At 69.8% G+C, this 25652-nt stretch carries 17 protein-coding genes and 1 pseudogene; 14 read left to right on the top strand and 4 right to left on the bottom strand.

Annotated elements, in window-relative coordinates; all coding sequences use genetic code 11:
* The first annotated feature begins 758 nt into the window (after window positions 1-758).
* The 12 genes from ACZ4N5_RS30615 to ACZ4N5_RS30560 all read left to right on the top strand — a co-directional run bounded on the left by ACZ4N5_RS30615 (window position 759) and on the right by ACZ4N5_RS30560 (window position 17425).
* Entirely contained in the window at window positions 759-1925 is a 1167-nt protein-coding gene (locus ACZ4N5_RS30615) for a Pvc16 family protein (protein ID WP_467760281.1), read from the top strand.
* Complete coding sequence (locus ACZ4N5_RS30610) at window positions 1922-3988, top strand: ATP-binding protein (RefSeq protein WP_467760280.1); 2067 nt, start codon at window positions 1922-1924, stop codon at window positions 3986-3988. Before ACZ4N5_RS30615 ends, ACZ4N5_RS30610 begins: the two co-directional genes overlap by 4 nt.
* Window positions 3985-4242, top strand: coding sequence for a hypothetical protein (locus ACZ4N5_RS30605; protein WP_467760279.1), 258 nt, complete (start codon window positions 3985-3987; stop codon window positions 4240-4242). Before ACZ4N5_RS30610 ends, ACZ4N5_RS30605 begins: the two co-directional genes overlap by 4 nt.
* A gap of 150 nt (window positions 4243-4392) precedes the next feature.
* On the top strand, window positions 4393-5034 hold the full coding sequence (locus ACZ4N5_RS30600; RefSeq protein ID WP_467760278.1) for a hypothetical protein: 642 nt from the start codon (window positions 4393-4395) through the stop codon (window positions 5032-5034).
* A gap of 29 nt (window positions 5035-5063) precedes the next feature.
* A complete protein-coding gene (locus ACZ4N5_RS30595; RefSeq protein ID WP_467760277.1) occupies window positions 5064-5396 on the top strand; it encodes a hypothetical protein in 333 nt (110 codons plus the stop codon).
* Window positions 5393-6514 carry a hypothetical protein gene (locus ACZ4N5_RS30590; RefSeq protein WP_467760276.1) on the top strand — a complete coding sequence of 374 codons (1122 nt, stop codon included), beginning with the start codon at window positions 5393-5395 and terminating at the stop codon, window positions 6512-6514. Before ACZ4N5_RS30595 ends, ACZ4N5_RS30590 begins: the two co-directional genes overlap by 4 nt.
* Window positions 6511-7053 (top strand): phage baseplate assembly protein V, encoded by a 543-nt coding sequence (locus tag ACZ4N5_RS30585; protein ID WP_467760275.1) that lies wholly within the window; start codon window positions 6511-6513, stop codon window positions 7051-7053. The genes ACZ4N5_RS30590 and ACZ4N5_RS30585 overlap by 4 nt, the downstream gene beginning before the upstream one ends.
* 363 nt (window positions 7054-7416) lie before the next feature.
* On the top strand, window positions 7417-7779 hold the full coding sequence (locus ACZ4N5_RS30580) for a GPW/gp25 family protein (RefSeq protein WP_467760304.1): 363 nt from the start codon (window positions 7417-7419) through the stop codon (window positions 7777-7779).
* The gene (locus tag ACZ4N5_RS30575; RefSeq protein WP_467760274.1) at window positions 7776-10625 is read left to right on the top strand and encodes a putative baseplate assembly protein; all 2850 of its coding nucleotides are present in this window, start codon (window positions 7776-7778) and stop codon (window positions 10623-10625) included. The genes ACZ4N5_RS30580 and ACZ4N5_RS30575 overlap by 4 nt, the downstream gene beginning before the upstream one ends.
* On the top strand, window positions 10622-13816 hold the full coding sequence (locus ACZ4N5_RS30570; protein WP_467760273.1) for a putative baseplate assembly protein: 3195 nt from the start codon (window positions 10622-10624) through the stop codon (window positions 13814-13816). The genes ACZ4N5_RS30575 and ACZ4N5_RS30570 overlap by 4 nt, the downstream gene beginning before the upstream one ends.
* Window positions 13813-15948, top strand: a complete 2136-nt coding sequence (locus ACZ4N5_RS30565) for a hypothetical protein (protein ID WP_467760272.1) — start codon at window positions 13813-13815, stop codon at window positions 15946-15948. The genes ACZ4N5_RS30570 and ACZ4N5_RS30565 overlap by 4 nt, the downstream gene beginning before the upstream one ends.
* A 79-nt stretch (window positions 15949-16027) precedes the next feature.
* On the top strand, window positions 16028-17425 hold the full coding sequence (locus ACZ4N5_RS30560) for a DUF6519 domain-containing protein (RefSeq protein WP_467760271.1): 1398 nt from the start codon (window positions 16028-16030) through the stop codon (window positions 17423-17425).
* 79 nt (window positions 17426-17504) lie between these two features.
* Here the strand turns inward: ACZ4N5_RS30560 and ACZ4N5_RS30555 are convergent, their stop codons facing one another.
* On the bottom strand, window positions 17505-17846 hold the full coding sequence (locus ACZ4N5_RS30555; RefSeq protein WP_467760270.1) for a hypothetical protein: 342 nt from the start codon (window positions 17844-17846) through the stop codon (window positions 17505-17507).
* Between the two features lie 799 nt (window positions 17847-18645).
* Here ACZ4N5_RS30555 and ACZ4N5_RS30550 point away from each other — a divergent pair.
* Window positions 18646-18962, top strand: a pseudogene (locus tag ACZ4N5_RS30550) (transposase); the annotation flags it as partial.
* A gap of 137 nt (window positions 18963-19099) precedes the next feature.
* Window positions 19100-20236 carry a S8 family peptidase gene (locus ACZ4N5_RS30545; protein WP_467760269.1) on the top strand — a complete coding sequence of 379 codons (1137 nt, stop codon included), beginning with the start codon at window positions 19100-19102 and terminating at the stop codon, window positions 20234-20236.
* A gap of 510 nt (window positions 20237-20746) precedes the next feature.
* Here ACZ4N5_RS30545 and ACZ4N5_RS30540 read toward each other — a convergent pair.
* The 3 genes from ACZ4N5_RS30540 to ACZ4N5_RS30530 all read right to left on the bottom strand — a co-directional run bounded on the left by ACZ4N5_RS30540 (window position 20747) and on the right by ACZ4N5_RS30530 (window position 25596).
* Window positions 20747-21526, bottom strand: a complete 780-nt coding sequence (locus tag ACZ4N5_RS30540) for an alpha/beta fold hydrolase (RefSeq protein ID WP_467760268.1) — start codon at window positions 21524-21526, stop codon at window positions 20747-20749.
* A gap of 84 nt (window positions 21527-21610) precedes the next feature.
* Complete coding sequence (locus ACZ4N5_RS30535) at window positions 21611-22747, bottom strand: alpha/beta hydrolase (protein ID WP_467760267.1); 1137 nt, start codon at window positions 22745-22747, stop codon at window positions 21611-21613.
* Complete coding sequence (locus tag ACZ4N5_RS30530; RefSeq protein ID WP_467760266.1) at window positions 22744-25596, bottom strand: thioester reductase domain-containing protein; 2853 nt, start codon at window positions 25594-25596, stop codon at window positions 22744-22746. Before ACZ4N5_RS30530 ends, ACZ4N5_RS30535 begins: the two co-directional genes overlap by 4 nt.
* Window positions 25597-25652: the final 56 nt, after the last annotated feature.

Raw genomic sequence — 25652 nt, 5'->3', positions numbered from 1 at the left:
GCCCCGTGGCGCGCACCGGCCCCGCAGCCCGACGCCGGACTGACGCTGGACAACAACCCAGGACCCGGGCCCCGCCCACGATCCCCCCTCGCGACAGCATCCGTCGAGCCGGGCTCGGATGCCCCATCCGGGCTGTCCGCCGCCCTTACGTCGGGCACCCCTACTACGAGACCGACCACCACCTCTGGAGCGACCACCACGCGAGGTGCGGCCGACACTGGGGACTGGGACCGCAACGTCGTCGCAGAGCCAAAGAGCCGCTCGTCACCGACGCCGAAATGGGCGTCCACAGACGGGCCCCAGGGCGGAGACCGGTCCCATTTCGTCGTGCAGCCCGAGGCGCGGGTTGCCGGTGCCCAAGTAGTCGTAACGTCCGCCCAGAGCGACGGGCCTGGGCCCGGCGATGAGCGCGTTTCACCAGGTGCCGCAGACATCCTCGAAGTCGACCTCCCCGTACACAGCGGTCCGCCTTTCGCACCGGCAGCCCGGCCTAGCGCACCGGGCGACCGCGCCCACACCTCCCACGCCGTACGGCCCTCGGTCGCTCCCCCCGCCGCCACCGCGCCGCCCACGGAGGGGCGGGCGCCTGGCACACCGGTGACCGCCGAACCGGTTGTACGCATCACCATCGACCGGCTCGAGGTCCGAGCCGCCCCGCCACCGGCCGTCGCGCCCCGCTCGTCTCCCCGGCGGCCCCAGCTCAGTCTCGATGAATACCTCCGGGGGCGGTCGTGAGCGACGCCTTCGCGGTAGCCGCCGTGACGGAGACTCTCCGCGCCATCCTGCAAGGCGCGGTGGGCCGCATGGTGCCCGGAATCATGGTGACCGCCCTACCCCCTGACGAAGTGGTTGTCGAGCACCCCGCCGCCGGACTCAACATCTTTCTGTACCAGACATCGGTCGACGGCGGGTGGCTCAACGCCGACCCGGACGGCACGCGCCCCGGTGAGAGCCGCCGCCCCATGCTCCCCCTGATCCTGCACTACCTGATCACCCCGTACGCGAGCGGGGACGCGGCCCCTTCAGCCGCCCACCGCATCCTCGTCGTCGCGATGTTGGCCTTGCTCGACCACCCCGAACTCCGTCCGGCCGACCTCAAGTCCGCCGCTCCCTTCAGCAACCTCCACCGGCAGGCAGAGCGGGTGAGAGTCACTCACATCCCTCTCGGCGTAGAAGACAACTCCAAACTGTGGACCGCGTTCCAGAGCCCGTACCGCACCTCGGTCGCCTACGAAGCCCGCGCCGTGCTGATCGACAGCACGCTCCCGGGCCGCGCGCCGCTGCCGGTCGTACGCCGCGGCGAGCACGGCCGAGGCCTCGAGGCCGCCGCCAGTGCCGCCAGCCGTTGGCCGACGCTGGACGCGTTCACCGTGCCGGTCACGCTGCCCGGGCACGACCTGGTCCTCACAGGGCAGCGACTCGACTCCGGTGTCCCGTCTCTTCGTCTCACACACCCCTTGCACGGCAACCGCCTTGTCCAGGACGTCCGGAAGATCAGCGACACGGAAGTACGTGCCCCTCTCCCCGACGATCTCGCTGCGGGCACCTGGTCGGCGACGCTACTGCTCACGACGCCCGACGGAAGGGAACAGACCACCAAGGACCTGCCGGTGAGCATCGCCCCGAGGATCACGAGCAGCCTGCCGTTGCCCGTCGAGCGTGACGCCAGAGGCACAGCGTTGGTCGAGGTGACGTGCGAAACCGCGGTGCACCCCGACCAGCGCGTCGAATTGCTTGTCGGGGAATTGCCGGTGCCGGCAGAGCAGTTCGACCGGGCCACCCGTACGCTCAGCTTCCGGGTGGCCGATGCCCTGCCCGGTCGGTACGCGCTGCGATTGCGGGTCGACGGTGTCGACAGCCCTCTGCTGGATGCCAACTCCGCGCAGCCGCAGTTCGCCGCCGACACAGCGGTGGTGGTGACGTGACGACCGCTTCCGCCTCCGAGCCCGAGATCCCGACCGGTCCACTGCGGACGGCGAACTCCACGTCGGCGCGGGACCCGGAGGACAGCTGGCAGGCGGACAACGACCGGTATCTGTCGGCCGCGCTCGCATGGCTGCGGCTGATCCTCCGTGCGTACATCGAGCAGCGATCCGGACCCGCCGCGACGACCGTCGCCGAGGGAGAGCTCAAGGCCGCCGAGGAGGACATGCAACACGCGGCCGAGGCCCACCCTCCCCCTGCCCTGATCAGTCTCGGCCGTCTGCTCCAACTCTCCCCCTTCGAACAGCACACACTGCTGCTCTGCGTCGCCCAGGAGCTGGACCCCTCCATCGCCGACCTGTGCGCCCGGGCCCAGGGCCGTCCCATGCCGTCCGGCCCGACCTTCGCACTGGCTCTGTCCCTCTTCCCCGACCCCGCCTGGGACATCATGTCCCCCTACCGCGGGCTGCGTTTCTGGCGGCTCGTGGAGATCGGCCGGACGGCCGAACAGCCTCTGGTGACCAGCCCGCTGCGCGCCGACGAGCGGATCGTGAACCACGTCAAAGGACTGGACTACCTCGACGACCGCCTCGAGCCCTTCCTCACAGCCGTGGAGTGGCACGTCGCGCCAAGTGGACTCGCACCGCCCGGGCACTCCGCCGAGGAGGAGATCACGGACTGCTGGCGGCCGACGCCCTCCGGGACCGGGGGCAGGCTGCCTGTCATCCAGCTCCTCGGCGCCGACAGCGAGAGCAAACAGTCGGTCGCCGCGCAGTCCGCCGCCCAGCTGGGTCTGCTGCTGTACAGGCTGCCGACCGGGCTGCTTCCCGAGCCGACGGCAGAACTCGAGAGCGTCGCGAGGCTCTGGCAGCGGGAGGCCCTGCTGCTCCCGCTCGCCCTGTACCTCGACGCGGACGACACCGAGCTCGTCGGCACGGCAGACGACACGAGGGACCGGCCGGTCGGGCGCTTCCTGGAGCGAAGCGGCGGCCCGTGCTTCGTCGCGACCCGGGAGTTGCGGCCCGACGTACCGGCCCCGACGCACGGGCTGGACATCGCGCCCCCTCCGGTCGCCGAACGCGCAGCCGCCTGGAGGACAGCGTTCCCCGCGGCGGACGCGGACCGGCTGGCCGGCCAGTTCGCGCTGGGCCTGTCCGCGATCCAGGAGATCGCGACCGCGTCGGCCACCGGCCCCGACGCGGCCTGGCGCACGTGCCTGGCGCGCACCCGGCCGCGTCTGGGCGCCCTGGCCCAGCGCCTGGAGCCGAAGGCGAACTGGGACGACATCGTGCTGCCCGCCCAGGAGGCCGCCCTGCTACGGCAGATCGGCGACCAGGTGGCGCAGCGCTGCACGGTCTATCAGAACTGGGGTTTCGCAGAGCGACACAACCGGGGACTGGGCATCAGCGCCCTGTTCACCGGTCCGAGCGGTACCGGCAAGACGATGGCGGCCGAGGTCCTCGCGCGGCACCTGAACCTCGACCTGTACCGGGTCGATCTGTCGGCGGCCGTCAGCAAGTACATCGGCGAGACGGAGAAGAACCTGCGCCGGCTGTTCGACGCCGCCGAGCCCGGCGGTGCCATCCTCTTCTTCGACGAGGCGGACGCGCTGTTCGGCAAGCGCAGCCAGGTCAAGGACTCCCATGACCGGTACGCCAACATCGAGGTCAGCTATCTGCTGCAGCGAATGGAGGCATACCAGGGGCTGGCGATCCTCGCCACGAACCTTCGCCGTTCCCTGGACACCGCGTTCCTGCGGCGGCTGCGGTTCATCGTTCCCTTCGCCTTCCCCGACACCACGGAACGTCGCGAGATGTGGGCGCGGGTCTTCCCGCAGACAGCTCCGGTCGACCCCCTCGACCTGGACCGCCTCGCCGGGCTGCCACTGAGCGGCGGAATGATCCGCAACATCGCACTCAACGCCGCCTTCGCCGCCGCCTCGGCCGGTACCTCGATCGGGATGGCGGCGGTCCTGACTGCCGCCCGGACGGAACTGCGCAAGGTGGAAACGCCGCTGTCCGAAGGCGACTTCGTCTGGGACGGCGCGGCGGGGGTGACAGCATGAGAATCGAGCTGCGCATCGGACGGCTGATCTTCGACGGCATCGCCCCCGGCGACACCGCCGTCCTCCGTACGGCCCTGGAATCCGAGCTCGGCGACCTGCTGTCCCGCGACCCGGTCGCCCCCCGCCAGGACCGCCACCTGCGCCGCGCCACCCCGCCGACGATCGCCGCCGCAGCAGATCCCGCCTCCTTCGGACGCCATATCGCCCGGGCGGTCCACGGCAGCCTGCGCCTGCCGCCGGGGAGAGCGGAATGAAAGAACGTGCTGACCGAGCGGACACGCAGCCCGCCTCGCCACTTCAGGCGGGCCGTAGCTCGGCTTCGGTCACGGAGGGTCAGCAAGACGGGGCTTCTGTTCCGCGGGGCGCCCGCTTCAAGCAAGACACCGGAGAGCAGGTTATCCCTCGTGACCACCCCCACCCCGCCCCGCGGCGGCTTCGTGTTCCTCGACCCCGAGCAGGGGCGAGTCCTGCGGGTGGCTCCGTTTCAGTACAACCCCGACACGCTCACACGCACACTCCAGCCGCAGGGCATCGGCGGTGAACCAGGGGACCGGCTGGAGGCGTTGCGGCTGAAGGGGCCGCCGCACGAGACGTTCAAGATCGACGCGGAGTTCGATGCGGCAGATCAGTTGAAGCCGGTGGCCGGCGCCGCGCCCATGGCAGGTGCTGGGCTGTTCGGGGCATTGTCCGCGCTGGAGACGGCGGTCTGTCCGAGCAGTGCGCAGCTGGCGCAGGAGAATGACATGGCGTCGCGGGGGATGTTGGAGATCGCCCCGGTGGAAGCCCCGCTGACGGTGCTGGTGCTCGGTCGGCGCCGGGTCGTTCCCGTACGCATCACGGACTTCACCGTCACGGAGGAGGCCTACGACGGAGAACTGAATCCCATCAGAGCCAAGGTCGGTCTGTCCGTCCGCGTCCTCACCGTCGACGACGTCGGCTTCTCCCACAAGGCGGGCGCCCTCTTCATCCGTTACCAGCAGAGCAAGGAGCGGTTCGCTGCACTGATCGGATACGGCCCGGGAGCGGTCGGCTACAACGGGATCTGAGTGCCACGGGACGACCCCGAGAGGTAGGAATGTTCGACCCCACCAGCAGGTACCACGGCATCGCCACAGCGACCCTGATGACGCCTGACGGACGGACCGTCACCTATGTGCGGCGTCGGTTCCTGCCGCAGCCGGGCGATCTGATGTCCGTCGGCGCTCAGGTCGTCGCACCCGGCGACCGGCTGGACCGGATCGCGGCCAGGCAGTACGGCGACCCGGACCAGGCGTGGCGGATCGCCGATGCCAACGGGGCGATGCGGCCCGACGATCTCACGGCAGTGCCCGGTCGTCGGCTGCGGATCGCTCTTCCGGCAGGTGTGCCGGGGAGCCTGCCCATGGCCATGGGCCCGGCCCCGTCATGACGCGCAGCCTCCAGCTGATGCTGCTCATGGGAAAGGTGGTGCCGGCGCCCGCACCTCCCGCCCTCATCGACGCCCTGCAGTCGGTTCAGGTCACCTCGTCCAGTGGTTCGGCCAGCGGTTTCCAGCTGACCTTCGCGGTGAGCAAGCGGTCGCCAGTGACTCAGGTGATGCTGCCCACGGGGCTGCTCGATCCCAAGACCCGGGTGGTTGTGGTGGCCGTGGTCGCCGGCCTGCCGCATGTCCTGATGGACGGGGTGATCACCCGTCAGGAGATGAACCCCGGTCAGGCCCCCGGCAGTTCCACCCTCACACTGACCGGCGAGGATCTGTCGCTGCTCATGGACCTCCGGCACGTCGAGCGCTGCTATCCGGGCCTGCCGCACCACCTGCGGGTGATGCTGGTGTGCGCCGGATACGCGCAGTACGGAATTGTCCCGCTGGCCGTCCCGCCGGTGATCAGCAACCTTCCGAACCCGGCCATCGAGGTCCCGGTCCAGTCCGCCACCGACCTCGCCTATCTCCGCTCGCTCGCCGACGAGGTCGGCTACGTGTTCTTCATCGAACCCGGCCCCGCTCCAGGAGTGAGCATCGCCTACTGGGGTCCGGAGGTCCGTGCGGGTCTGCCGCAGCCGGCTCTCACGGTCGACTCCGGGACGGCGGGCAACGTCGAATCGCTGACCTTCGGCTTCGACGGACTGTCCCACACCCGGTACACGGCCCGCCGCGTCGAACCCGTCACCAAGGTCGATCTACCCGTACCGGTACCCGACGTCAGTCTGCTCCACCCACCCCTTGCTCTGCGGCCGGCCCCGGTTCTGCGCGAGGAACCACTGCCCGGACAGACCGGCCGGTCGCTCGCGGAGACTCTGCTGTTGGGGCTGAGCCGTACCGCCAAGTCCGCCGACGCCGTCACCGGTCAGGGCAAACTCGACGTACTGCGCTACGGACACGTGCTCAGCGCCCGCAACCTCGTGGGGGTACGCGGCGCGGGCCTGACCTACGACGGCCTCTACTACGTGCGCAGTGTCACGCACGACATCGCCCGCGGTGCGTACAAGCAGAGCTTCACCCTCACCCGAGACGCTCTCGTCTCCAACACACCGGTGGTGATCCCGTGACGGCTCAGTCCGTGAAGAAATGGCACGGCCTCTATCAGGGCGTGGTGGTGTCCAACGTGGACACCACCGGCATGGGGCGCTTGCTGGTGCGAGTGTCGGAGGTCCTCGGGGACGACCCGTGCATCTGGGCCACGCCACTGTCTCCGGTGGCGGGGACGGCCAGCGGCATGTACGTCGTGCCGCTGCAGAATTCCGGGGTGTGGCTGCAGTTCCTCGAAGGCGACCTCAACAAAGCTGTGTGGACCGGTTTCTGGCGAGGCGGCGCGGGCGAGGTGCCGCCCGCCGCAAAGTCCACCCCGCCGGGGGTCCCGCAGATCGTGCTCGCCACACCTTCCCAGAACGCCCTGGTCATCAGTGACAAGAGCGGACCGACCGGCGGCGGGGCCATCACTTTGCAACTCCACGGCGCCATCGGGCCGTTCATCAAGATCAACGAGACGTCCATCGAGATCTCGTGCGGTACGGGCCCCGGGCTCGCGAGCATCAAGCTCGAGGGAAACCGGGTGTGCATCAACGGCGAAGCGCTGACGGTGCAGTGAGGAGAACGAGATGCCCGGCCTGATTCTCCACAGCGGTGCCACGGTGACGTGCGCCCACCAAGGGTCCGCGAACCCTCCGGCACCCGCCCAGCAGCGGGTGCTCGTCGGCAGGCAGCCCGTCGCCACGACGGCGGACACCTTCGTCGTCCTCGGCTGCGGCTTCCCGGCGGCTTCCCTGGGGGCGCCGCCCTGTACAAGTATCCGGTGGACCCAGACCTCCACCCGGGTACTGGTCAACGGGCTACCGGTGCTGCTCCAGCCGACACCGCCCCCGAGCTGCGGCGCGGGCGTCGGTGTCGGTACACCGCCCAGCCCGCCCATGGTCCAGGCCATGCAGCTTCGGGTGCGGGGGACGTGAGCGCGATGCACATCGACTTCCCCTACAACGTCGACGCGAGCGGTCGAACCGCGACGACCCAACACGCCGACCATGTCCGCGACATGGTCGAGCAAGTGCTCTTCACCACCCCCGGTGAACGGGTGAACCGGCCGGACTTCGGCTGCGGTCTGCTCGACCTGGTATTCGCCCAGAACGGCCCGGAACTAGCGGCGGCCGTCGAGATGACCGCGCAGGCTGCCCTGCAGCACTGGCTCGGTGACCTGCTCACCGTCGAGTCCTTGGCCGTCAGGACCGAGGAGTCGGCCCTGACCGTTTCCGTCAACTACGTTCTGACGGCCACCGGGGAGAGTCACACCGTGCTCATGCACGGAGGGACCTCGTCATGAGCGCCCGTCAGCTCTGTGACGACGAGCAGCGACGGGCCGCCGTGCGGGATGCAGGGCTGGCCGGCATCGAGAGTGTCTCGGTCGCCGCCGACCGACGCCGTCTCACCGTCCTCTTCTTCGGCAGGCTCCCCGAGCGGCTGGACCGGCACAGTTTCCGTGTCGAGGGCGGGCGGCGGGGCAACGGCATCCGGGTCCTCTCCGTCACCGGCCCGGCCGACCCCGAGTCCGGGGACGCCCCGGCGACCTGCCTGACCGTGGAGCTCGAGGGGCCGGGCGACGGGTCCACCTACCGGCTCCGCGCACTCGGGCACGGCTTCGACCGCTGCTACGACTGTTTCGAGTTCTCCTTCCAACAGGCCGACCCCGAGACTGCGGCCCGCACCCCGGCCGGCGGCACCGCTCCGCCGGAGATCCCCCCGGCACCGGCCATCGACTACCTGGCCAAGGACTACGCGAGCTTTCGCCGTCTGCTGCTCGAACGACTCGCCCTCACCGTGCCGGAATGGACGGAGCGGCGCGCACCCGACATCGGCGTCACCATCGTCGAACTCCTCGCCCACGTCGGCGACCAGCTCAGCTACCAGCAGGACGCCGTGGCCACCGAGGCGTACCTCGACACGGCACGGCTGCGCACCTCCGTACGACGCCATGCCCGCCTGGTCGACTATCCGATGCACGACGGCTGTGCGGCCCGCACCTTCGTCTGTGTCGAGACCAGCAGTCAGCTGACCCTGCAGCCCGACGATCTCGCCTTCACTGCCTTCCCGCCGGGCCGCATCCCGCAGACGGGCGCGTTGATCCCGGCCGAGCTGCTTGCGGCCGGCCACAACCCGGTGTACCGGCCACTGGACCGCCGGGACATCGTGCTGCGCCCCGAACACAACAGCATCGGCCTGTGGACCTGGGGTGATCAGGAGTGCTGGCTGCCCGCCGGCACCACCCGGGCCACACTGCTGGACCAGCGACCGGTCGAGACAGGCGAGGACCGCCCGCTGCTGCTCGCCCCCGGCGATGTGATTGTGTTCGAGGAGAACCTGGACCCCTGGACCGGCAGTGAGGCGGACCGCGACCCCACTCACCGCCAGGCCGTCCGCCTCACCCGGGTCACCCAGGGCATCGACGTGCTCTACAAGACCAAGGTCCTTGATGTCGAATGGGCTCGCCAGGACGCCCTCGCGTTCCCGTTGTGCCTCACCACCCGCTGCGGACCGGACCGTGCGCCGAAGAACGTCGCCGTGGCCCGCGGGAACGCGGTTCTGGTGGAGCACGGCATCGAGAACACCTGGGGCCCCGACAGCCGGCCCCAAACGATCGAAGGACCCGCCGAGCGCGGCCCCGAGCAAAGGTGCCCGGGTTGGGACCCCGCGCGCAGCATCCGTCACTTCGCGCCGCCGCTGCCCGGTGCGCAGGTCACCTGGTGCGCACCCTACCCACGCCCCGCAGACGTCTGCGCCGGGCAACACCGACAGCTGTCCCACCTGGCCACCCGCGCCCAAGAACGGCTGAGCAACATGCACCGCTCGGGTGCCGCCCTGTCCCCAGCCGACCGCGACTTCCTGGAAACGCTGTTCGAGGCGGGCCTCCTCGCCAGGGTGCGCGACGAGGAGGATCCCCGATTCGACCTCGCCTGGCTGCTCTCGCGCTTCGACGAATACCTGGATCCCAAACTCCGCCGCCTCGAAGCACTGGCCCGACAAGCCCGGTCCGGCTATGTGCTCGAGCCTGCCGACACCGGCTGGGAACTCACCCGGACCTGGGGCGAGGACGCCGCCTGGTTGATCGACCCGGACAACCCCGCACTGCACGGCCCGGCGTGCGCCGCGCTGCGTCCCGACCCGCGCGAGGCCCTGCCCGCCGTACGGATCTGGGCCGCGGGCACCGATAGCGGTACCGATGCCTGGACGCCACGTCGCGACCTGCTGGCCAGCGGCCCTCGGGACCGCCATGTGGTGGGCGAGACCGATGACCAGGGACAGCTCAACCTCAGGTTCGGAGACGGCCGGAACGGAACCGCACCACCTCCGGGACAGAACCTTCTGGCCTCCTACCGCACCGGCCACGGCCGGGCCGGCAACGTCGGCAGCGAAGCCATCAACAGGATCGCGTCCCGCTCCACCTTGCTGGACGCCGTCGTCCGGGTTCGCAATCCGTTGCCCGCGACCGGTGGCACCGACCCCGAACCCGTCGCGCACGTGCGGCTGGCAGCACCACGCGAGCCGTTGCGCAAACTGCTGCGGGCCGTCACGGCCGAGGACTACCAGACCCTCGCCACCCGTCACCCCGGAGTACAACGGGCCGCCGCCACCCTGCGCTGGACGGGAAGCTGGTACGAGGCCGACGTCGCACTCGACGCCGAGGGCACGTCCGATCTGCCGCACAGACTGTCGGAGGAGGTGCGGCTGTCCCTGCACAGGTTTCGCCGCATCGGCCATGACGTGGTCACCGGACCTGCCCTTCAAGTGCCCCTCGACGTCGCCCTCACCGTCTTCGTCGACCCCGATCACATCGCCGGTCATGTCCGCCAAGCCCTGCTGCGGGCCCTGCGCCCCGGCCCGCAACCCGACGGTGGACTGGGCTTCTTCGATCCCGACGCCCTCACCTTCGGCACGCCGGTACGGACGAGTGCGCTGGTCGCCGCAGCGGCCGCGATTCCCGGCGTCCGCCATGCCGAGGTGACCCGGCTGCGCCGTCTGCACCGTCTCACGAACGGCGGGGCGAGTCCGGGCCCGGATGTCCCGCCCTCCGGCGTGCTCAGGCTGCGTCCTCTGGAGATCGCCCGGCTCGACGGCGACCCCACCCGACCGGAGAACGGCTGGGTGACCCTCGACCTGCGAGGAGGGCGATGAGCCCCCCCGCCTGCCTCTGCGGCAGCTGCCCCGGCCCCCGGCCGACCACCACTCCGGCACAGGTCTGGAACCGGCCCGCCCTGCCCCAGCTGCAATACCGCGTGGGTACCTACGACCATTTCCTGAGGTCGATGCTCGCCGGGTTGTCCAGCACCGCTCACGCGTCACTCGCCCAGCTGACCACCCGTGAGCCCGACGATCCCTCCATCGCCCTGGTGGAGGGCTGGGCCCTGATCGCCGACGTCCTGACCTTCTATCAGGAACGGATCGCCAACGAGGGATACCTGCGCACCGCGACCGAGCAGGAGTCCCTGGTCAGGCTCGGACGGCTGGTCGGCCACCGCCCTCGTCCCCCACTCGCCGCAGGCACGTTCCTCGCCTACACCCTCGATGCCGGCACCCGCTGCACCATCCCGGCCGGATCCCAGGTCAAGAGCGCTCCGCCGCCCGGTGGACTGCCCCAGATCTTCGAGACCGCGGAGGATCTCAACGCCCGCGCCGAATGGAACCAGCTTCCGGTCCGTGCGACCGCCTCTGCGTCGATCGATCCCGATGCCGCCGCGGCCATGCCGTCGCTCGAACTCGAGGGCCTGCAGCCCAACCTCGGCGCGGGCGACCGTCTGCTCTTCACGTTCGGCGACCCCAGTCGGAACATCACCCGTCTCGTGGAGAGCACTCGACTGGACCCGTCCCGCGCGCGCACCACCGTACTCCTCAGGGCGCCGGGCCCCGTCCAGCAGTTGAACCGCGAGGTACAGGCCTTTCGCGAGGACGTGGACAGAGCGACACGGAAACCGCTACCGGCCAAACCGTTCGAGGACTTCCTGAGAGGGTTGCGCGAAGTCCTGCACGCGGGTGACATCCTGCGCGATCCGGACGCACTGGCGGCAACACTCGACGACAAACTGCAGGAGTTCCGGGAGCGGCTCTCCGGGGCCCAGGCCGACACGGCGCACGCGGCCGATCTGCTGAACAAGGTCAGTGCCCGGGTCGCGGCCGTCCGGACTGCCGCCGAGGCGGTGACAGGCTCACCCTCGGACGCCGCTGGCAAGCACTCCCCGACCGGCTCGGACGGGGAACCCTTCGTCGATGCCGTCAACCTGGGCCGTCAGGTCCTGCACGCGCTCGAAAGGTCCCCGTCACGGCCTCCTCGCAATCCCAGTGAGATGGCCACACCCGTCACCGAGCTCTTCAGCCCGCAGTCCGACTCCATGTCGCGTCTGCTCACCGCGAGCAACCCCCGGCTCACCGAGACGTTCTACCGTGCCCTGAGCACCGTCTCGGCCATCGCCGCCGATCCGCCGGGCGTCCAGTGCTTCCGCGTGAAGGCAGCTCCCCTCGGTGCGACGATCCCTGATGCAGCACGGGTCAGACGGCTGCTCAGGACGGCAGATTCCTCCGACCGGCCCGAACAAGAGCGCTCCGCCGAGGACGGGAAGGTTCTCCTGCTGGACGCGGTGTACGACACGATCCTGCCAGGCAGCTGGATCGCCGTGCAGCAGATGGACGATCAGACGAAGACCCGGATCATTCAGGTGACCGCCGTCGCGCAACTCGCCGTCGCTGACGAGCACTACGCCGCAAAGGTGACCCGTCTGCAACTCGCCGGACCGTGGACCGAAGATCCCGACGACCTCTCCGCACGACGCGCCACGACCGTTTGGGCCGCCGGCGAGACGCTTCACCTCGCAGATCCCCCGGACACCTCCGAGCTCGCCGGTGACGAGATCCAACTCGCCGGCACCTACGAAGGACTGACTCCCGGTCGCTGGCTGATCGTCTCCGGGGAACGCACCGACATCCCGAAGGTCTCCGGAGTCCCGGGCATCGAACTCGTCATGCTCGGCGGAGTGCGTCAAGGACTCGACGCAACCCCTTTCGGCCACAGCACGCTCGCTCTGACCTCAAAACTCTCCTACCGCTATCGCCGGGACACCGTGCTCATTCATGGCAACGTCGTGTTCGCGACCGCGGGCGAGACCCGAAACGAGATCCTCGGCAGCGGTGACGCCACGCAGGCGGGCCAGGTCTTCCCGCTGCGTCAACGGCCACTCACCTGGCTCCCCGCCCGCACGACCGACGGCGCAAAGGAAACCCTGACCGTCCGGGTCGCCGGTGTGGCCTGGCCCCGGATCGCCGATCTGACCGAGGCCGACCCGGCCACTCCCGCCTACCGTCTGCGCCTGGGTGTCGACGGCACAGCGGCCGTCGAATTCGGCGACGGCCGCCACGGCTCCCGACTTCCGACCGGTGCGGAGAACGTGACTGCCCACTACCGCATCGGTGGAGGCAGCTCCGCCAATGTCGCAGCGGGACAGGTCAACCACGTGGTCAGCAGGCCCCTTGGGGTCAGCGGCGTCACCAACCCACTGCCCGCCACCGGAGGCACGGACGCCGACGGCCGCGAAGAGGCCCGCCGCAGTGTCCCCTTGCGGCTCAGCGCCCTCGACCGACTGGTGTCGGTCCGTGACTACGAGGACTTCGCTCTGGCGTTCGCCGGCGTCGGCAAAGCAGCCGCGCGCCGCTGCCCCGACGGCACCCGCCAGCTCGTGCACGTCACGATCGCCGCCGCCGGCGACGCCCCCCTCGACGGCGGCTCACTCCTCCTGGACGCCCTCCAGTCGGCCCTGAGCCAGTACGGTGATCCGGCGCTGCCGGTGCGCGTGGAAGCCTGCGAACGGGTACGGCTCGTCCTGTCACTGGGCGTCCGGACATTGCCCGACCACTCGCGGGACATGGTCGAACAGGCGGTCCGGGACGCCCTGACGGCCCGCCTGGGATTCGCCGCGGCAGAGCTCGCCCAGCCGGTCTTCCTCAGCGGCGCCATCGCCGCAGCGCAGACTGTCCCCGGGGTCGACTTTGTGGATGTCGACGCCTTCGGCGGTGTCGGGGACGACGTCGACGCGGCCGGCGTCATCCGATTCGCGCAAAAACTCACGGCCGCCCCCTGCGTGCCCGGCCACCCCGCGGGATACCGCGACTCCCTCTACACACCGGCCCCCGGGGAAACGACAGCATCGGTGGCCGCGGTGAACGGACTCACCGAACAGCAACTCGCCCTGCTGAATCCCGACGGCATCTCCCCAGACCCCGGCTCCGCGATGGTGGTGCGGCGCGCACTGCGCCCCGCCCAGCTCGTACTCCTCGATCCGTCGCTGCCCGAGACCCTCGTCCTGCGGAGGATCCCATGAATCCCGACCAGTTGTACGCGCTGTTGCCGGCCCTCCACCGCAGGCTCGACGCGAACCACGGCAGGAGGCTGTACGAACTCCTCTCGGTCATCGCCGAACAGGCTCGCATCGTCCAGGACGACATCGAGCAGCTCCACGACAACTGGTTCATCGAGACCTGCGAGGACTGGGTGGTGCCCTACCTCGGCGACCTCGTCGGCTACCGCACGCTGCCGGGGACGACCGCCGCCCTCTCCGACGGCTCCTCACCGGCGCACGGGCTGCTCGCCGCAGCCGTGCCCCGCAGAGAGGTCGCGAACACCGTCGCCAACCGCCGCCGCAAAGGCACCCTCGCCCTGCTCGAGGACCTCGCCGCCGACGTGGCGGACTGGCCCAGCCGGGCGGTCGAATACCGCCGTCTGCTCGCCGTCACCCAGCCGATCCGCCGCTACGCCACCGAGGGCCACGACGCACGGCGGCGGCTGCGCCGCGGCGGCCTGGTCGACCTGCGCCGTATCGACGCCCTGGAGCGAATCGACGGGCCGTTCGACGAACTGGCCCACACCGTCGAAGTCCCCCGCACCGACTCCACCCGCCGCGAGGGCCGCTACGGCATCCCGGGGGTCGGCCTCCACGTATGGCGCCTGCGGGCCCATGCGGTGACCCGGGCCCCGGCGTCCTGCGTGAACCAGGCCGGATCGTGCTACACCTTCAGCATCCTGGGCAACGACACCCAGCTGTTCACCAAGCCGGTTCCCGAACCATCTGCCTGCCATGTCGCGGACGAGATGAACGTCCCGGCGCCCATCCGGCGCAGGGCCCTGACCGAACGGCTCTACGACTACTACGGCCCGCTCAAGAGCCTGTGCGTATGGACCGGACCGGACCCCGACCGTGACGTAGTACCCCTCGACCGCATCGTGTCCACAGACCTGTCCGAGTGGAGCTACTCCCCACGCCCCGGACAGGTGGCCCTCGACCCGGTTCTCGGACGCATCATGTTTCCCGAGCAAACGGACCTGGAGCGAGGCGTCCGGGTGACCTACCATCACGCGTTCGCTGGCGACTTCGGCGGCGGCGAGTACCCCCGTCCGCAGAACGCCGTCGGCCCAACCGTCGCTCGCTACCAGGTCGGTCCGGGTAAGCCGTACCAGCGAATCACCGACGCGATCGAACGGTGGCGCGCCGAGAAACGGGACCGGCCCTCACCTGCCGAAGCGATCGTCGAAATCACCGGGAACGATGTCCATCACGACCTCACGGACGTCGTTCTCGAACCAGGAGACCGGCTCACCCTGCGCGCCGCCGACGGTGCGCGACCGGTGCTCGCACTGCTCGACCCGTCAGAGAACCGCGACGCCGCCCTGCGGATCACCGGCACCAGGCCGGGCGAGGGGCCGCTGCCCCGCATCGTCATCGACGGACTCATGGTCACCGGGGGCAGCATCCAGCTCCGGGGCAAGGTGGGACAACTCGTGATCCGACACTGCACGTTCGTGCCCGGCTGGGACCTCGACCCGCATGGCCTGCCACGGGCGCCCGAAGAGGCAGCCTTGGAGCTGATCAACACGCCGGTCTGCGTCGAGGTCGAGCACAGCATTCTCGGTAGCATCGTCATCATCCAGGACGAGGAAGTCACCGAACCCAGTCGGCTCTTCCTCTCCGACACCGTGCTCGACGCCACCCACCGGGAGCTCGCAGCGCTGGCCGGTCCGCAGGGGCGATGCGCACACGCCGTCCTCACGGCACGGCGTACCACCGTCATCGGCTCGGTCCACACACGTGCCGTCGGGACGCTGGAGAACTGTCTGCTGGACGGGGACGTCCGGATCGCCCGGCAGACACAAGGCCGTGTGCGCTTCTGCTGGCTGCCGCCCGACTCCCGTACTCCGCGCCGTTTGTACTGCCAGCCCGAGCATTCGGGCGACCCGGACCACGTCGTCCTGAAGTTCGCCGGCACCCGGTACGGCACACCCGACTACGTCCAACTCGCCGACACCTGCGCCGAGGAGATCCGGCGCGCAGCGGAAGACGGGTCGGAGCCGGGGGCATTCCACGACCTGTTCCGTCCGCAGCGTCAGGACAACCTGTACGCCCGCCTCGCCGAATACACCCCGGCGGGGTGCAACGCGGGAGTCTTTTTCGCCACTTGAGAGCGTCGCCCCGGCGGCGAGCCGACCCTCCGTCATTGTCCACTATTGCCCGCGTCGTTCAGTCAGGGAGCACAACAGCATGCAGGGAGACTTCTCGCGGGTCACCTTCGACCCGGCCCAACGGTTCTCGGCCGTCCTTTCCCAGCAGGGACGGGTGCAGCTCGACTCCGAGATCAACGAGCAGACAGCGATCCTCCTGCACTACATGCGCACCCTGGCCGCCGACTTGCTCGGACCGGCCGCGTTTCCCTCCGGCCCAGGCGGTCACAGCACGGGTGGGTTCTGCCTCGACACGTTCGACGGAAACAACTTCACCGTGACGCCGGGCCGGATCTACGTCGACGGAATCCTCTGCGAATGCGACGGCACCGACTACTGGAGCCAGCCGGACGGCTACCTCGACCCAGGGCGGGAGCGCGACCAGCTACCGACAAGCCCGTTCATGGTCTACCTGCGGGTCTGGGAGCGTCTGGTCACGGCCGTCGAGGCGCCCCGCATTCGCGAGGTCGCTCTGGGGCTCCACGGCCCGGACACGACGGTCCGCACCCGGGTGGTCTGGCAGCTGTGCTGGATGTCTCTGAACTCTGAATCCTTCATTCCCGACATGACGAGCGGACCGCAGTTCCTGCGCGACCAGATCAGTCGAAGGTTCAGGCCTCGCCCCCTGCTCTCCGCCCGTGTCCGCAACCCCGAAGGCAACAGCACGCCCTGCGATCTGCCACCCCAGTCCGGCTATCGCGGGCCGGAGAATCAGCTGTACCGGGTCGAGGTCCACCAAGGCGGTACCGCCGAGACCGCGACGTTCAAGTGGTCCCGGGAGAACGGCTCGGTGGTTCTGCCGATCAGGGCGGTCAGCGGTGCGTCGATCGAGTTGGAGACGCTCGGCCGGGACGACAAACTAGGGCTCGAAATCGACGACGTGGTCGAGATCGTCGACGACGCCTCCGTTTGCCGGGCCGCTGCCGACTCGTGGGAGCAGGAGTGCCCCCGTCTCTACACCATCAAGGAGATCGACCAAGCCAGGCGCAAGGTCGTCCTCGACGACGAGCCGGCCCAGGATCCGTACCAGCCGGACGCCGGAACGATCCCCGGACGTCACCCGCTTCTACGCCGATGGGACCACGGGACGGCGGAAAGGGAGCAGCGCGACAACGGCACCTTCACGGGCGTGAACAGCGAGGGTACCCAGCAGATCAGGGAGGGCACCTGGCTCCCGCTCGAGGACGGTATCGAAGTGCGGTTCGAGGGAGACGTCGAGCGGGCCCCGCAGTACCGCCGGGGCGACTATTGGACGATCCCGGTCCGGGTCGTCACCGGTGACGTCGAGTGGCCCACCGGGCTCAACGGCCGACCTCAACCGAAGCGACCACATGGCATCGACTATCACTACGCGCCCTTGGCGGTCGTACTGCCCCAGGACTCCACCGACTACCACATGGTGGATCTGCGAGTGCCGTTCCCTCATCGACGGCAGTGACCGCGGAAGATGCCGCCCAACGGCTATGTGCACCGGCGGTGGGGCGGTGGCCTCTCGGTCGGGCCTTCGACGACACTCACTATGGTCGGCTCGACGCCACAATCACGAACACGGCCATGCACACAACGAAGACCAGGAAGATGACGCACCCGATTTTCGAAAACTGCTTGGCAGAGACGTCCGCGCCGGTCGTCAGGTTATGCAGTTTCTTCACGCGTAGCGTCCCGGACCGCATCCGGCCACTGGCGCGAACCCGGTCACCGTTGGCCACGGAGCCTTCGAATATGATCCCTCTCATCTCGATCGGCACGAGCGTCACCCGAGCCGTGGCATCGTCATATTCCTCTACCCGGAAATTCATAACGAACACGCTTGCCGTATCTTTACCACCGCCCTCCGTTCGGGTCTGAACATCGCGCACCGTCCCCTCCACAATGCCGCTTTCCTTCGGAGGAGGAGGAGGAGGAGGTGGAGGAGGGGGAGGAAAGATCCGGGGTGGCTGCACCGGTTCGGGCACGGGTTCCTCATACGAATCCGAGGGGTCGAACCGGAAACCACAGCGAGCGCACGCGTGCACGTCAGAAGATTTCTCTTGTCGACTACCGCAGTTCTCGCACCATATCCATTCACTCTCCATGCGCCCACTCCTGTACGCGAACCCCAAATGGCCTACGTCACCCTAGTTTCCATAACCCACCTGTCATCCTCAGCGACAAGCCCATCCGGTCCTTGGTCCCGAAGATGACGCACTCGCAGAAACCGATCGGTGCTACTCGGTCCGCGTGGAGCAGGAAGCCGGTTTCAGATCACCAAGCCCCAAACGGTTCAGCATTCCGGGTACTCGCAATGCTCTATCACGAGACTGACACGAAGAGAGGGCGCCGCCCTACGGAGACCTGCAGGGTGGAATCTCCAAATAGAGGCTCTGCACCTACAATGCTCACGCGCGGTGCAACGGGCTGCAACCCGAGCACCCCGAACCTGGGTGTCGGACTCCGGCCAGCACGGTTTCAACAAAATGGCTATATCAGGACCCGCATGTTCCCTTCGGCTGCCAACTAGGAATTGCGAACGATCGCTCTGTAGCGAATGGACAGCGAGGCCGTCCGTCGCGAGGCACCAGCAGCACACCGTACGGAGGCACCCCATGGCAGTGATCTGGGTCGGCTGCGACGCAGGCAGGCCCCACCACCACTGCGTGGCGATCGACGAAAGCACTCTTCTGCACTCCTGACCGCCTCGCCGGCTTCGGCGGCGTTGCTCCCGTGCCCCGAGACTCCGGCAAGATCAGCCGTCGCCTCCGCCGCCCGCGCCGCTACAACCGCCTGCTCCAACGAGTCTTCTACGTCTCCGCGTTGTTCAGCATCCGTCACTGCGAGGACTCCCGCGCCGGTTTTACGAACGCAAGCGAGCCGAAGGCAAGCACCACATCCAGGCCGTCCTCGCCCTGACCCGCCGCCAGGTCAGCGTCCTCGCGGCCCTCGCGTGCGATGTACCGACTTGCGAAGCCGTGCCGCCCAGCGTTCTCGCAGCCTGACAAGCAACATTTGGAATCACTGATGCCCGGCCGGACAGGATTCCGTCGAGCGTATGAACCGACCCACTCCCACGCCCCGCCGGAACCGTCCGCCCCCTGTGGTCGTCTTGTGCGCTGACTGTGTACGAAGCGGGAATATGGGGGACGCTGTGACGCGGAACGTGACGAAGGCCGGTCTTCTGATGGTGGCCATGGCGACGGTGCTCGGGGCCTCGGCCTGCGGCGGGGAAGCCGGAGCTGCGCCCAGGGGCACCGGCGGGACGCTCCCCGCGCACGCGAAGGGGGAGTCCGTGGCGCCCTTCGGGTACAAGGCGTCCTCCGGCTCTGCGCCGACGTCTCCCGGCATCGTGGGGAAGTCGTCCGGGATCGCGCAGACCGCGGCGTCGCCCATCACCCGGCACGTGCCGTGGAACCTGGACATTCTGGACCAGCGGTCGCGGCCGCTGAACGGGAAGTTCACCACCACCGCCACGGGCAAGGGCGTTCACGTCTATGTGATCGACACCGGGATGGACATCGCTCACAAGGAGTTCGGCGGACGCGCCCATCTCGGCGCCGACTTCGTGGGCGCGAAGGACTCCGGTGACTGCTTCAGCGAAGGAGGCATCGGCCACGGCACGTTCGTCGCGGGCATCATCGGCGGGACGAGGTACGGGGTGGCGCCCAAGGCGGAGCTCGTACGGGTCCAGGGCGTCCTGTGCGAGAGCGAGGGCGGCGGTTCCCCGGCGGCGGCCGAGGCGGCCGTGGTGAAGTCGGTCAAGTGGGTCACCGCGCACGCGCAAAAGCCCGCGGTGGTGAACATGTCGCTCAACTTCGACCACCGGTCGGCGGCCGTGGAGTCCGCCGTGAAGAAGATGGTCGACGCGGGGATCCCGACAGTGGTGTCGGCCGGCAACTTCCATGACGACGCCTGCAAGCACTCCCCGGCCGGCGTCCCCGGCACGATCGTCGTGGCGGCCTCCACCTCGAACGACCGCCCGTGGAGCGACGGCGGCTCCTACGGATCGGGCTACGGACGGTGCGTGGACCTGTACGCCCCCGGCCAGAAGGTGACCGCCGCCCTCGCCGGCGGCGGTACGACCACGGAGAACGACGGCGCGACGTCCTGGGCCGCGCCGCACGCGACCGGCGTGATCGCGCTGTACCTGTCGGCACACCCCCACGCCACGGCCAACCAGGTCCACGTCTGGCTCGACCACACGGCCACCCGTGGTGTCGTACACGGCGTCCGCTCGGACACTCCCAACCGGCTGCTCAACACCGGCGGCCTCTGACCTGCCCCGACCGCCCCGGTCGCACGCTCACCCAAGCGCCGCGCCTCACCGGAACGCCGGGCGCACGTCGCGCCGCCACCGCGCCCGAACCATCGTCTTCCTCACGCCACACGCGGCGTGCCCCTGCCCGCGCCGAACCGGCGGAGGTGGCCCGTGGCACCGGACGCTCCAGACGAAGGGCCGGTCGTCGGCTCCGCGCGGGTGGAGGTGTCTTGTCCGGCTGGCTCCTCGGCCCCCACGCAGGTGGAGGTGGTCCGAACTGTCGGCGACGCTTGGGGAATTCAAGCGTCGCCGACACGACGGGTCCAACCGATCGGGGCGTGCAGGGCGCGGCCGAGCGCGTACCCGTAGGCAAGGAGCCAGGTGTCCGCGGCGGGTGACCACGGCAGCCGTTGGTTACCACTCTGGGGGTCTTCGGCCCTCACGATGACGGCGGCGCGGAGTCGGCTTCAGACCATCTCGCGGGCCGATCGGCCGCGGGTGTCCGCTCGGCCCGTGGCGAAGGCTCGGCTACGGCTGGTCGGTCACGAACCGGTCGAGGACGGCGGTGAGTTCCGCCGGCTTCTCCACGGGCAACTCGTGGCCGGCGTCCACGATCCGTACCACGGCGTCCGGGTAGGCCTTCGCCATCCGCAGCATCTGCGACACGGGTAGTTGGATGTCGTGGTAGCCGTGGACCAGGAGGGTGGGGGTGCGGATCTCCCCGAGCCGGTCGAGGACGTCGAAGGACCTCATGGCGCCGTAGCACGTCATCACCACCTCGCGGGGAGTGTCCGCTGAGGCGTTGCTGTACTCGCGGATCTTCTCGCGCGGGTAGCCGGGGGCGAAGGCCCGCTGGATGTTGGCGGCCACGAACAGCTTGAACGGCACCCTGGTCGAGACCGCCATCAGCAGGCCTCTCCCCCGGCTGTACGTCATCCTGCTGATCGAGTTCACCAGCACCAGCCGCTCGACCCGCTCGGGGTGGTCGAGCGTCAGGGTCTGCGCGATCATCCCGCCCATCGAATGGCCGACGAGGACGAACCGGTCGAGCTCCAGGTGGTCGAGGACGGCGAGTACGTCACCGGCCAGTTCCGCCACGGTCCGCCGCCCCGACCCGTCGCTCTCCCCGTGCCCGCGCAGATCCAGTCGTACGACCCGCCGCTTCTGGGCGAAGTGGTCCATCTGGTGGTCCCAGCGGTGCCGGTTGGCCGTCCAGCCGTGGATGAACACCAGGGGCACGCCGTCACCGTCGCGGGGGCCCTCGTCGTCGTACGTCAGCGCGGCGCCGTCGACTTCGAGCTGCGGCATGGGGCCTCCTGGAGTGCGGTTGGTGTGTGGTGGTGCGGTGGTGTGGTTACTGGTCGGTACGGTAACCGGACGCGGGCGGCGCCGTCACAGTCGTTCGCCCAGGAATTCGAGGATGTGCCCGAACACGTCGAGGGCGGCGCCCCGGCCCAGGAACGTGTCCAGGTGGCCGTAGGCGGGGATCTCGGTGTACGACACGTCCAGCTGGGGCTGGCGGTGTGCCAGCACCTCGTGGCAGAGCTTCTGCGAGTCCAGCCACAGTCCGTTCTCGCTGCCCGCGAGCAGCAGCACCGGGGTGTCGATGCGGGCGGCCGCGTCCAGCGCGTTGGGCGGCAGCGCTCGGTAGCGGTGGTCGGTGTCGTGCCAGCGGACGACGCTGCGGGCCAGTTCGATACGGCGCAGGTGCGGCAGGATCCACAGGGGCGCCGGCCCGAGGAGCTCGGCGAGCCGGTCGTGGGTGGCGTCGGACAGGTTCTCGTGCAGGAACAGCGAGGCGCCCGAACCCCAGGCCGAGTTGTGGAGGATCTGGCAGGTCGGGTCCGGGCAGCCCGCCCCGCGGGAGGCCAGCGCGAACAGGGGCGTGTACTTCGACCGGAGACCCACCTTGCGGAAGTCGACCGGGATGTGGTCGATCCGGTTCTTCAGCAGTTCCCCCGCCACCGTCATCCGCAGCGAGGTGCGTCCCGCGAGCTTCGGCGTCAGGAACACGCCCTGGGAGACGACGCCCGCGAGCCCGGGCACCAGCCCCGCCGTCATGCTCAGCGACAGGGTGAGGGAGCCGATGCAGTGGGCGACCACGAACAGCGGCCGGTCGCCTATGCGTTCGCGGATGCGGGAGACGGCTTCGGGGATGTCGTGGAGAGCGACGTCGTCGTAGGTGTACCTCTGGCCGGTCTCGTTGTAGGGGAGCCGGCAACTGCCCCGCCAGTCGAGCAGCCAGGGCTCGTAGCCGTCGTCGAGCAGGACGTCGACCAGGTTGCGGGTCTCGGGGAGCAGGAACATGTCGGCGGACGCGGTGTGCCCGTGCAGGAGCAGCACGGCGGGCCGGTCCTGCTCGCCGCTGTCGATGCGGGTGAGACCGAGGCGTAGGCCGTCCCCGGCCCTGAAGGGGATCTCCTCGACCCGTGCCGGGTCGAGGCGGTGGCGCAGCGGCCGTAGGGCCGTGCCCGTCCTGACCTTGCGGATCGTCGGCCTGGTGCGGGAGTTGGTGGTTCTCAGGATCATCGGTGGCGCTCCGAGGGGGTCCGGGTGCGGCGCAGGTCGAGGAGGTCCGCGGCGGCGCGGGCGAAGGGGCCGAGCAGTCCGCGGCCCATCTCCGCGCCGAACCAGGCGAGCCAGGTCAGCTTGGCGACGCGCTTCTCCTGGCCGGTCAGACGCGGATCGACCTTGATGCCGTCGATCTGGTCGCGTACGTAGCTGTCCGCGGGCACGACCAACTCGCCTGCGAGGCTCGCCGGTTCGCCCTCGCGGCCGATCTCGACGCTCAGCGCGCGGGTCTGGCGCCATACGTCCCGGCGGGCGCGGGCGTACTTGTGGCCCTCCAACCACCAGCGGCCTCCGTCGGCGTCGCGCAACGTCAGCCGGTAGCGGAGGAGTTGGTGACGCATCCCGTGCCGCTGCGGGATGCCCTCCTCGGGGCGGATCCAGACGTCGCCGCGTTCCACGAGCAGCGGCGCGGGATGGGCCGCGGCGCACACCAGCTCGCCGCCGACGTCGACCCGGCGCTCCTTCACCAGTTGGTACATGCTCGCGATGGAGAGGGTGAGCGCCATCGAGCAGGGGGTGTCGGCGCCGGCGCCGAACGGGCCCACGGCGCCCTCGGTCGTCTCGGAGAACCACAGGTACGGCTGGTCGTCCTTGTGCGGCAGCCGGGCCAGGCCGTCCTGGGCGAGCCGCTCGAACGTCCTCATCTGGGCCTGGGCGTCGTAGCGGGCCGCGGGGCGGAGTCCGAGCGCCTCGACGAGCGCGGCGGTGCGTTCGTCGGTGGCCGCCGGCCCCTTCAGGGTCGCCTCGCACAGCTTGAGGGCGGTGGGACTTCGCAACACCCTCGTGAGGAAGGTGAGTTCGGGAACAGGGTCGGCCTCCAGACGGGCCAGGGCGTCGGTGCGCCACTCGTCCCAGTCCTGTACGCGCACGTGCATCCCGCCGAACGCCATGTCCCGTACGACGTCGTCGAGGGTGTTGGGTACGCCGGTGAGGTTGTAGTCGAATCCCCAGGCGTCGGGTTCACAGATGACGGCGGCCGCGACCCGGCTCACCCAGTCCACCGGGGCCGCGTTCAGGTAGTGGAAGGCGGGAACGGTGCGGAAGCGGCCGAAGGCCGCGATGAGGCCGCTGCTGAGGTCCTGCGGGTTGTGGGCGCCCGTCCGGGTGTGGCCACCGATGCCTCCCGGGCGCATCGCGGTGACGATCAGGCCGTGGTCGCGGGCCCGCCGCAGGGCGACCTCGGCGGCCCATTTCGTCTGGTCGTAGCCGGCGACGAGGCGGTCGACGTGGGCGAGCGGGTCGTCCTCGCCCATGGAGGCGATGCCGACCTCGTTGAAGACCGCGATCGAGGAGATGTGGTGCAGCGGCTTCGGCGGGCCGGTCGCCGCGAGTTCGGCCAGGGTCAGCGCGCCGATGACGTTGCTCTGCCGCAGCGACTGGTAGCCGCGCAGGAAGTCCACGGCCGCCGCCACGCCCACGACGCTGTCCAGTTCGTGGGCGAGCTTGTTCCAGACGTCGTCGGACAGGCCGAGGTGCGGACGCCTGATGTCGCCGGGGAGCACCGTCACCCGGCGGCGGATCTCCGACGACCAGGGCAGCCGGTGGCTTTTCAGCGCCTCGCCGAGGCGGGCCGTGGCCGCCTCCTCGTCGGCCGCGCGAACGAGGCAGTGGACATGCGCGTCGCTGTGCCTGAGCAGGTCGAGGAGCAGATGGCTGCCGAGGAAGCCGGTGGCGCCGGTGAGCAGGATCCGGCGGGGCGGCAGGGGCTCGGGCGAGCCGGTCCAGGGCAGCCGGTCGGCCAGGGAGAGGTCGGCCAGGATCTGGTCGAGGTCTTCGGGACGGGCCGTGGCGTACGCGGTGCCGCCGCCGGTTGTCCTGGCGGTGACCGTCGCCCCGGGCGGGATGCGGGGGGCCGGGATGGATGGGGATGGGGTGTCCGTGGCGGGGGCCGGGCTGGAACCCGGGGCGGCAGGGCTGAATCCCTGGGCGGGAGCCGGGGCGTCTGCCGGGCCGGGGAAGGGGAAGGTGTCCGGGGCCCGTGTGGTGCCGATCGTGTCAGTGGCCGGGGCCGGGGTCCGTGCGGCCGTCGGGATTGCCGGCACCCCGGGGGCCGACAGGGTCGCCGTGGCACCCGCGGTCGCCAACCAGCGCAGGGCGAGGCTGCGCGGCCGGGCGTCGGCGAACACCTCGTCGAGGTCGATCTCCATGCCCAGCTCGTCCTCCAGCGCCGCGACGAGTTCCACGGCGCCCACGGAGGTGCCCCCGGCGTCGAAGAAGTCGGTGTCGGGCGACAGCTGCCCTCCGGGTACGAAGGGAGCGGCGGCCGCGGCGACGACGGCGGCCAGGGCGTCCGCGTCGGGTGCGACGGGGACGGGCGGGGCGCCGGCACCGCGGTCCGTCCCGGTCCCGGTGCGGGTGCCGGTGTCGCCACCGGCACCCGCACCAAACGGCACGGTGGGCGCATTCGCGTACGGATCCGTACCGGCACCGGACAGCGCGTCAGCCGCGCCGGTGCCGGTCGAAACGGCAGGCACACTCACGTCCTCACCCGCACCGGACGCCACGGCACTCTTACCAGCGTCCGCGTCCGCGTCCGCATCCGCGTCCTCACCGGCACGAGGTGCGGAGGTGTCCGCCCCCGCCCCCGCACCCGTACTCGTACCCGTACTCGCACCCGACTCCGTGCCGGTTCCGGTCGTTGTGGGTGTGGGTGTCGGTGTCGGTGTTGGTGTCGGTGTTGGTGTGGGGGCCTGTCTGATCCTGGCCAGCAGGGCCTCCACGCTCGGCCCGCCGTCACCCCGCTCGATCGCCTCACCGGTCGCCCGCTGTCCGGCGTACGGCGCCGCGTCCTCGTTCACTTCACGCATGAGAGCCCTTCCCCCTGTGCACTGTCCTTTTCCGCACTGCCGCCGCGGGCCGAGCC

It is taken from the genome of Streptomyces sp. NPDC026500 (assembly GCF_055567635.1).
The sequence above is the reverse complement of the archived record's forward strand: the minus strand, read 5'-3'. Positions and strand labels throughout refer to the sequence as shown.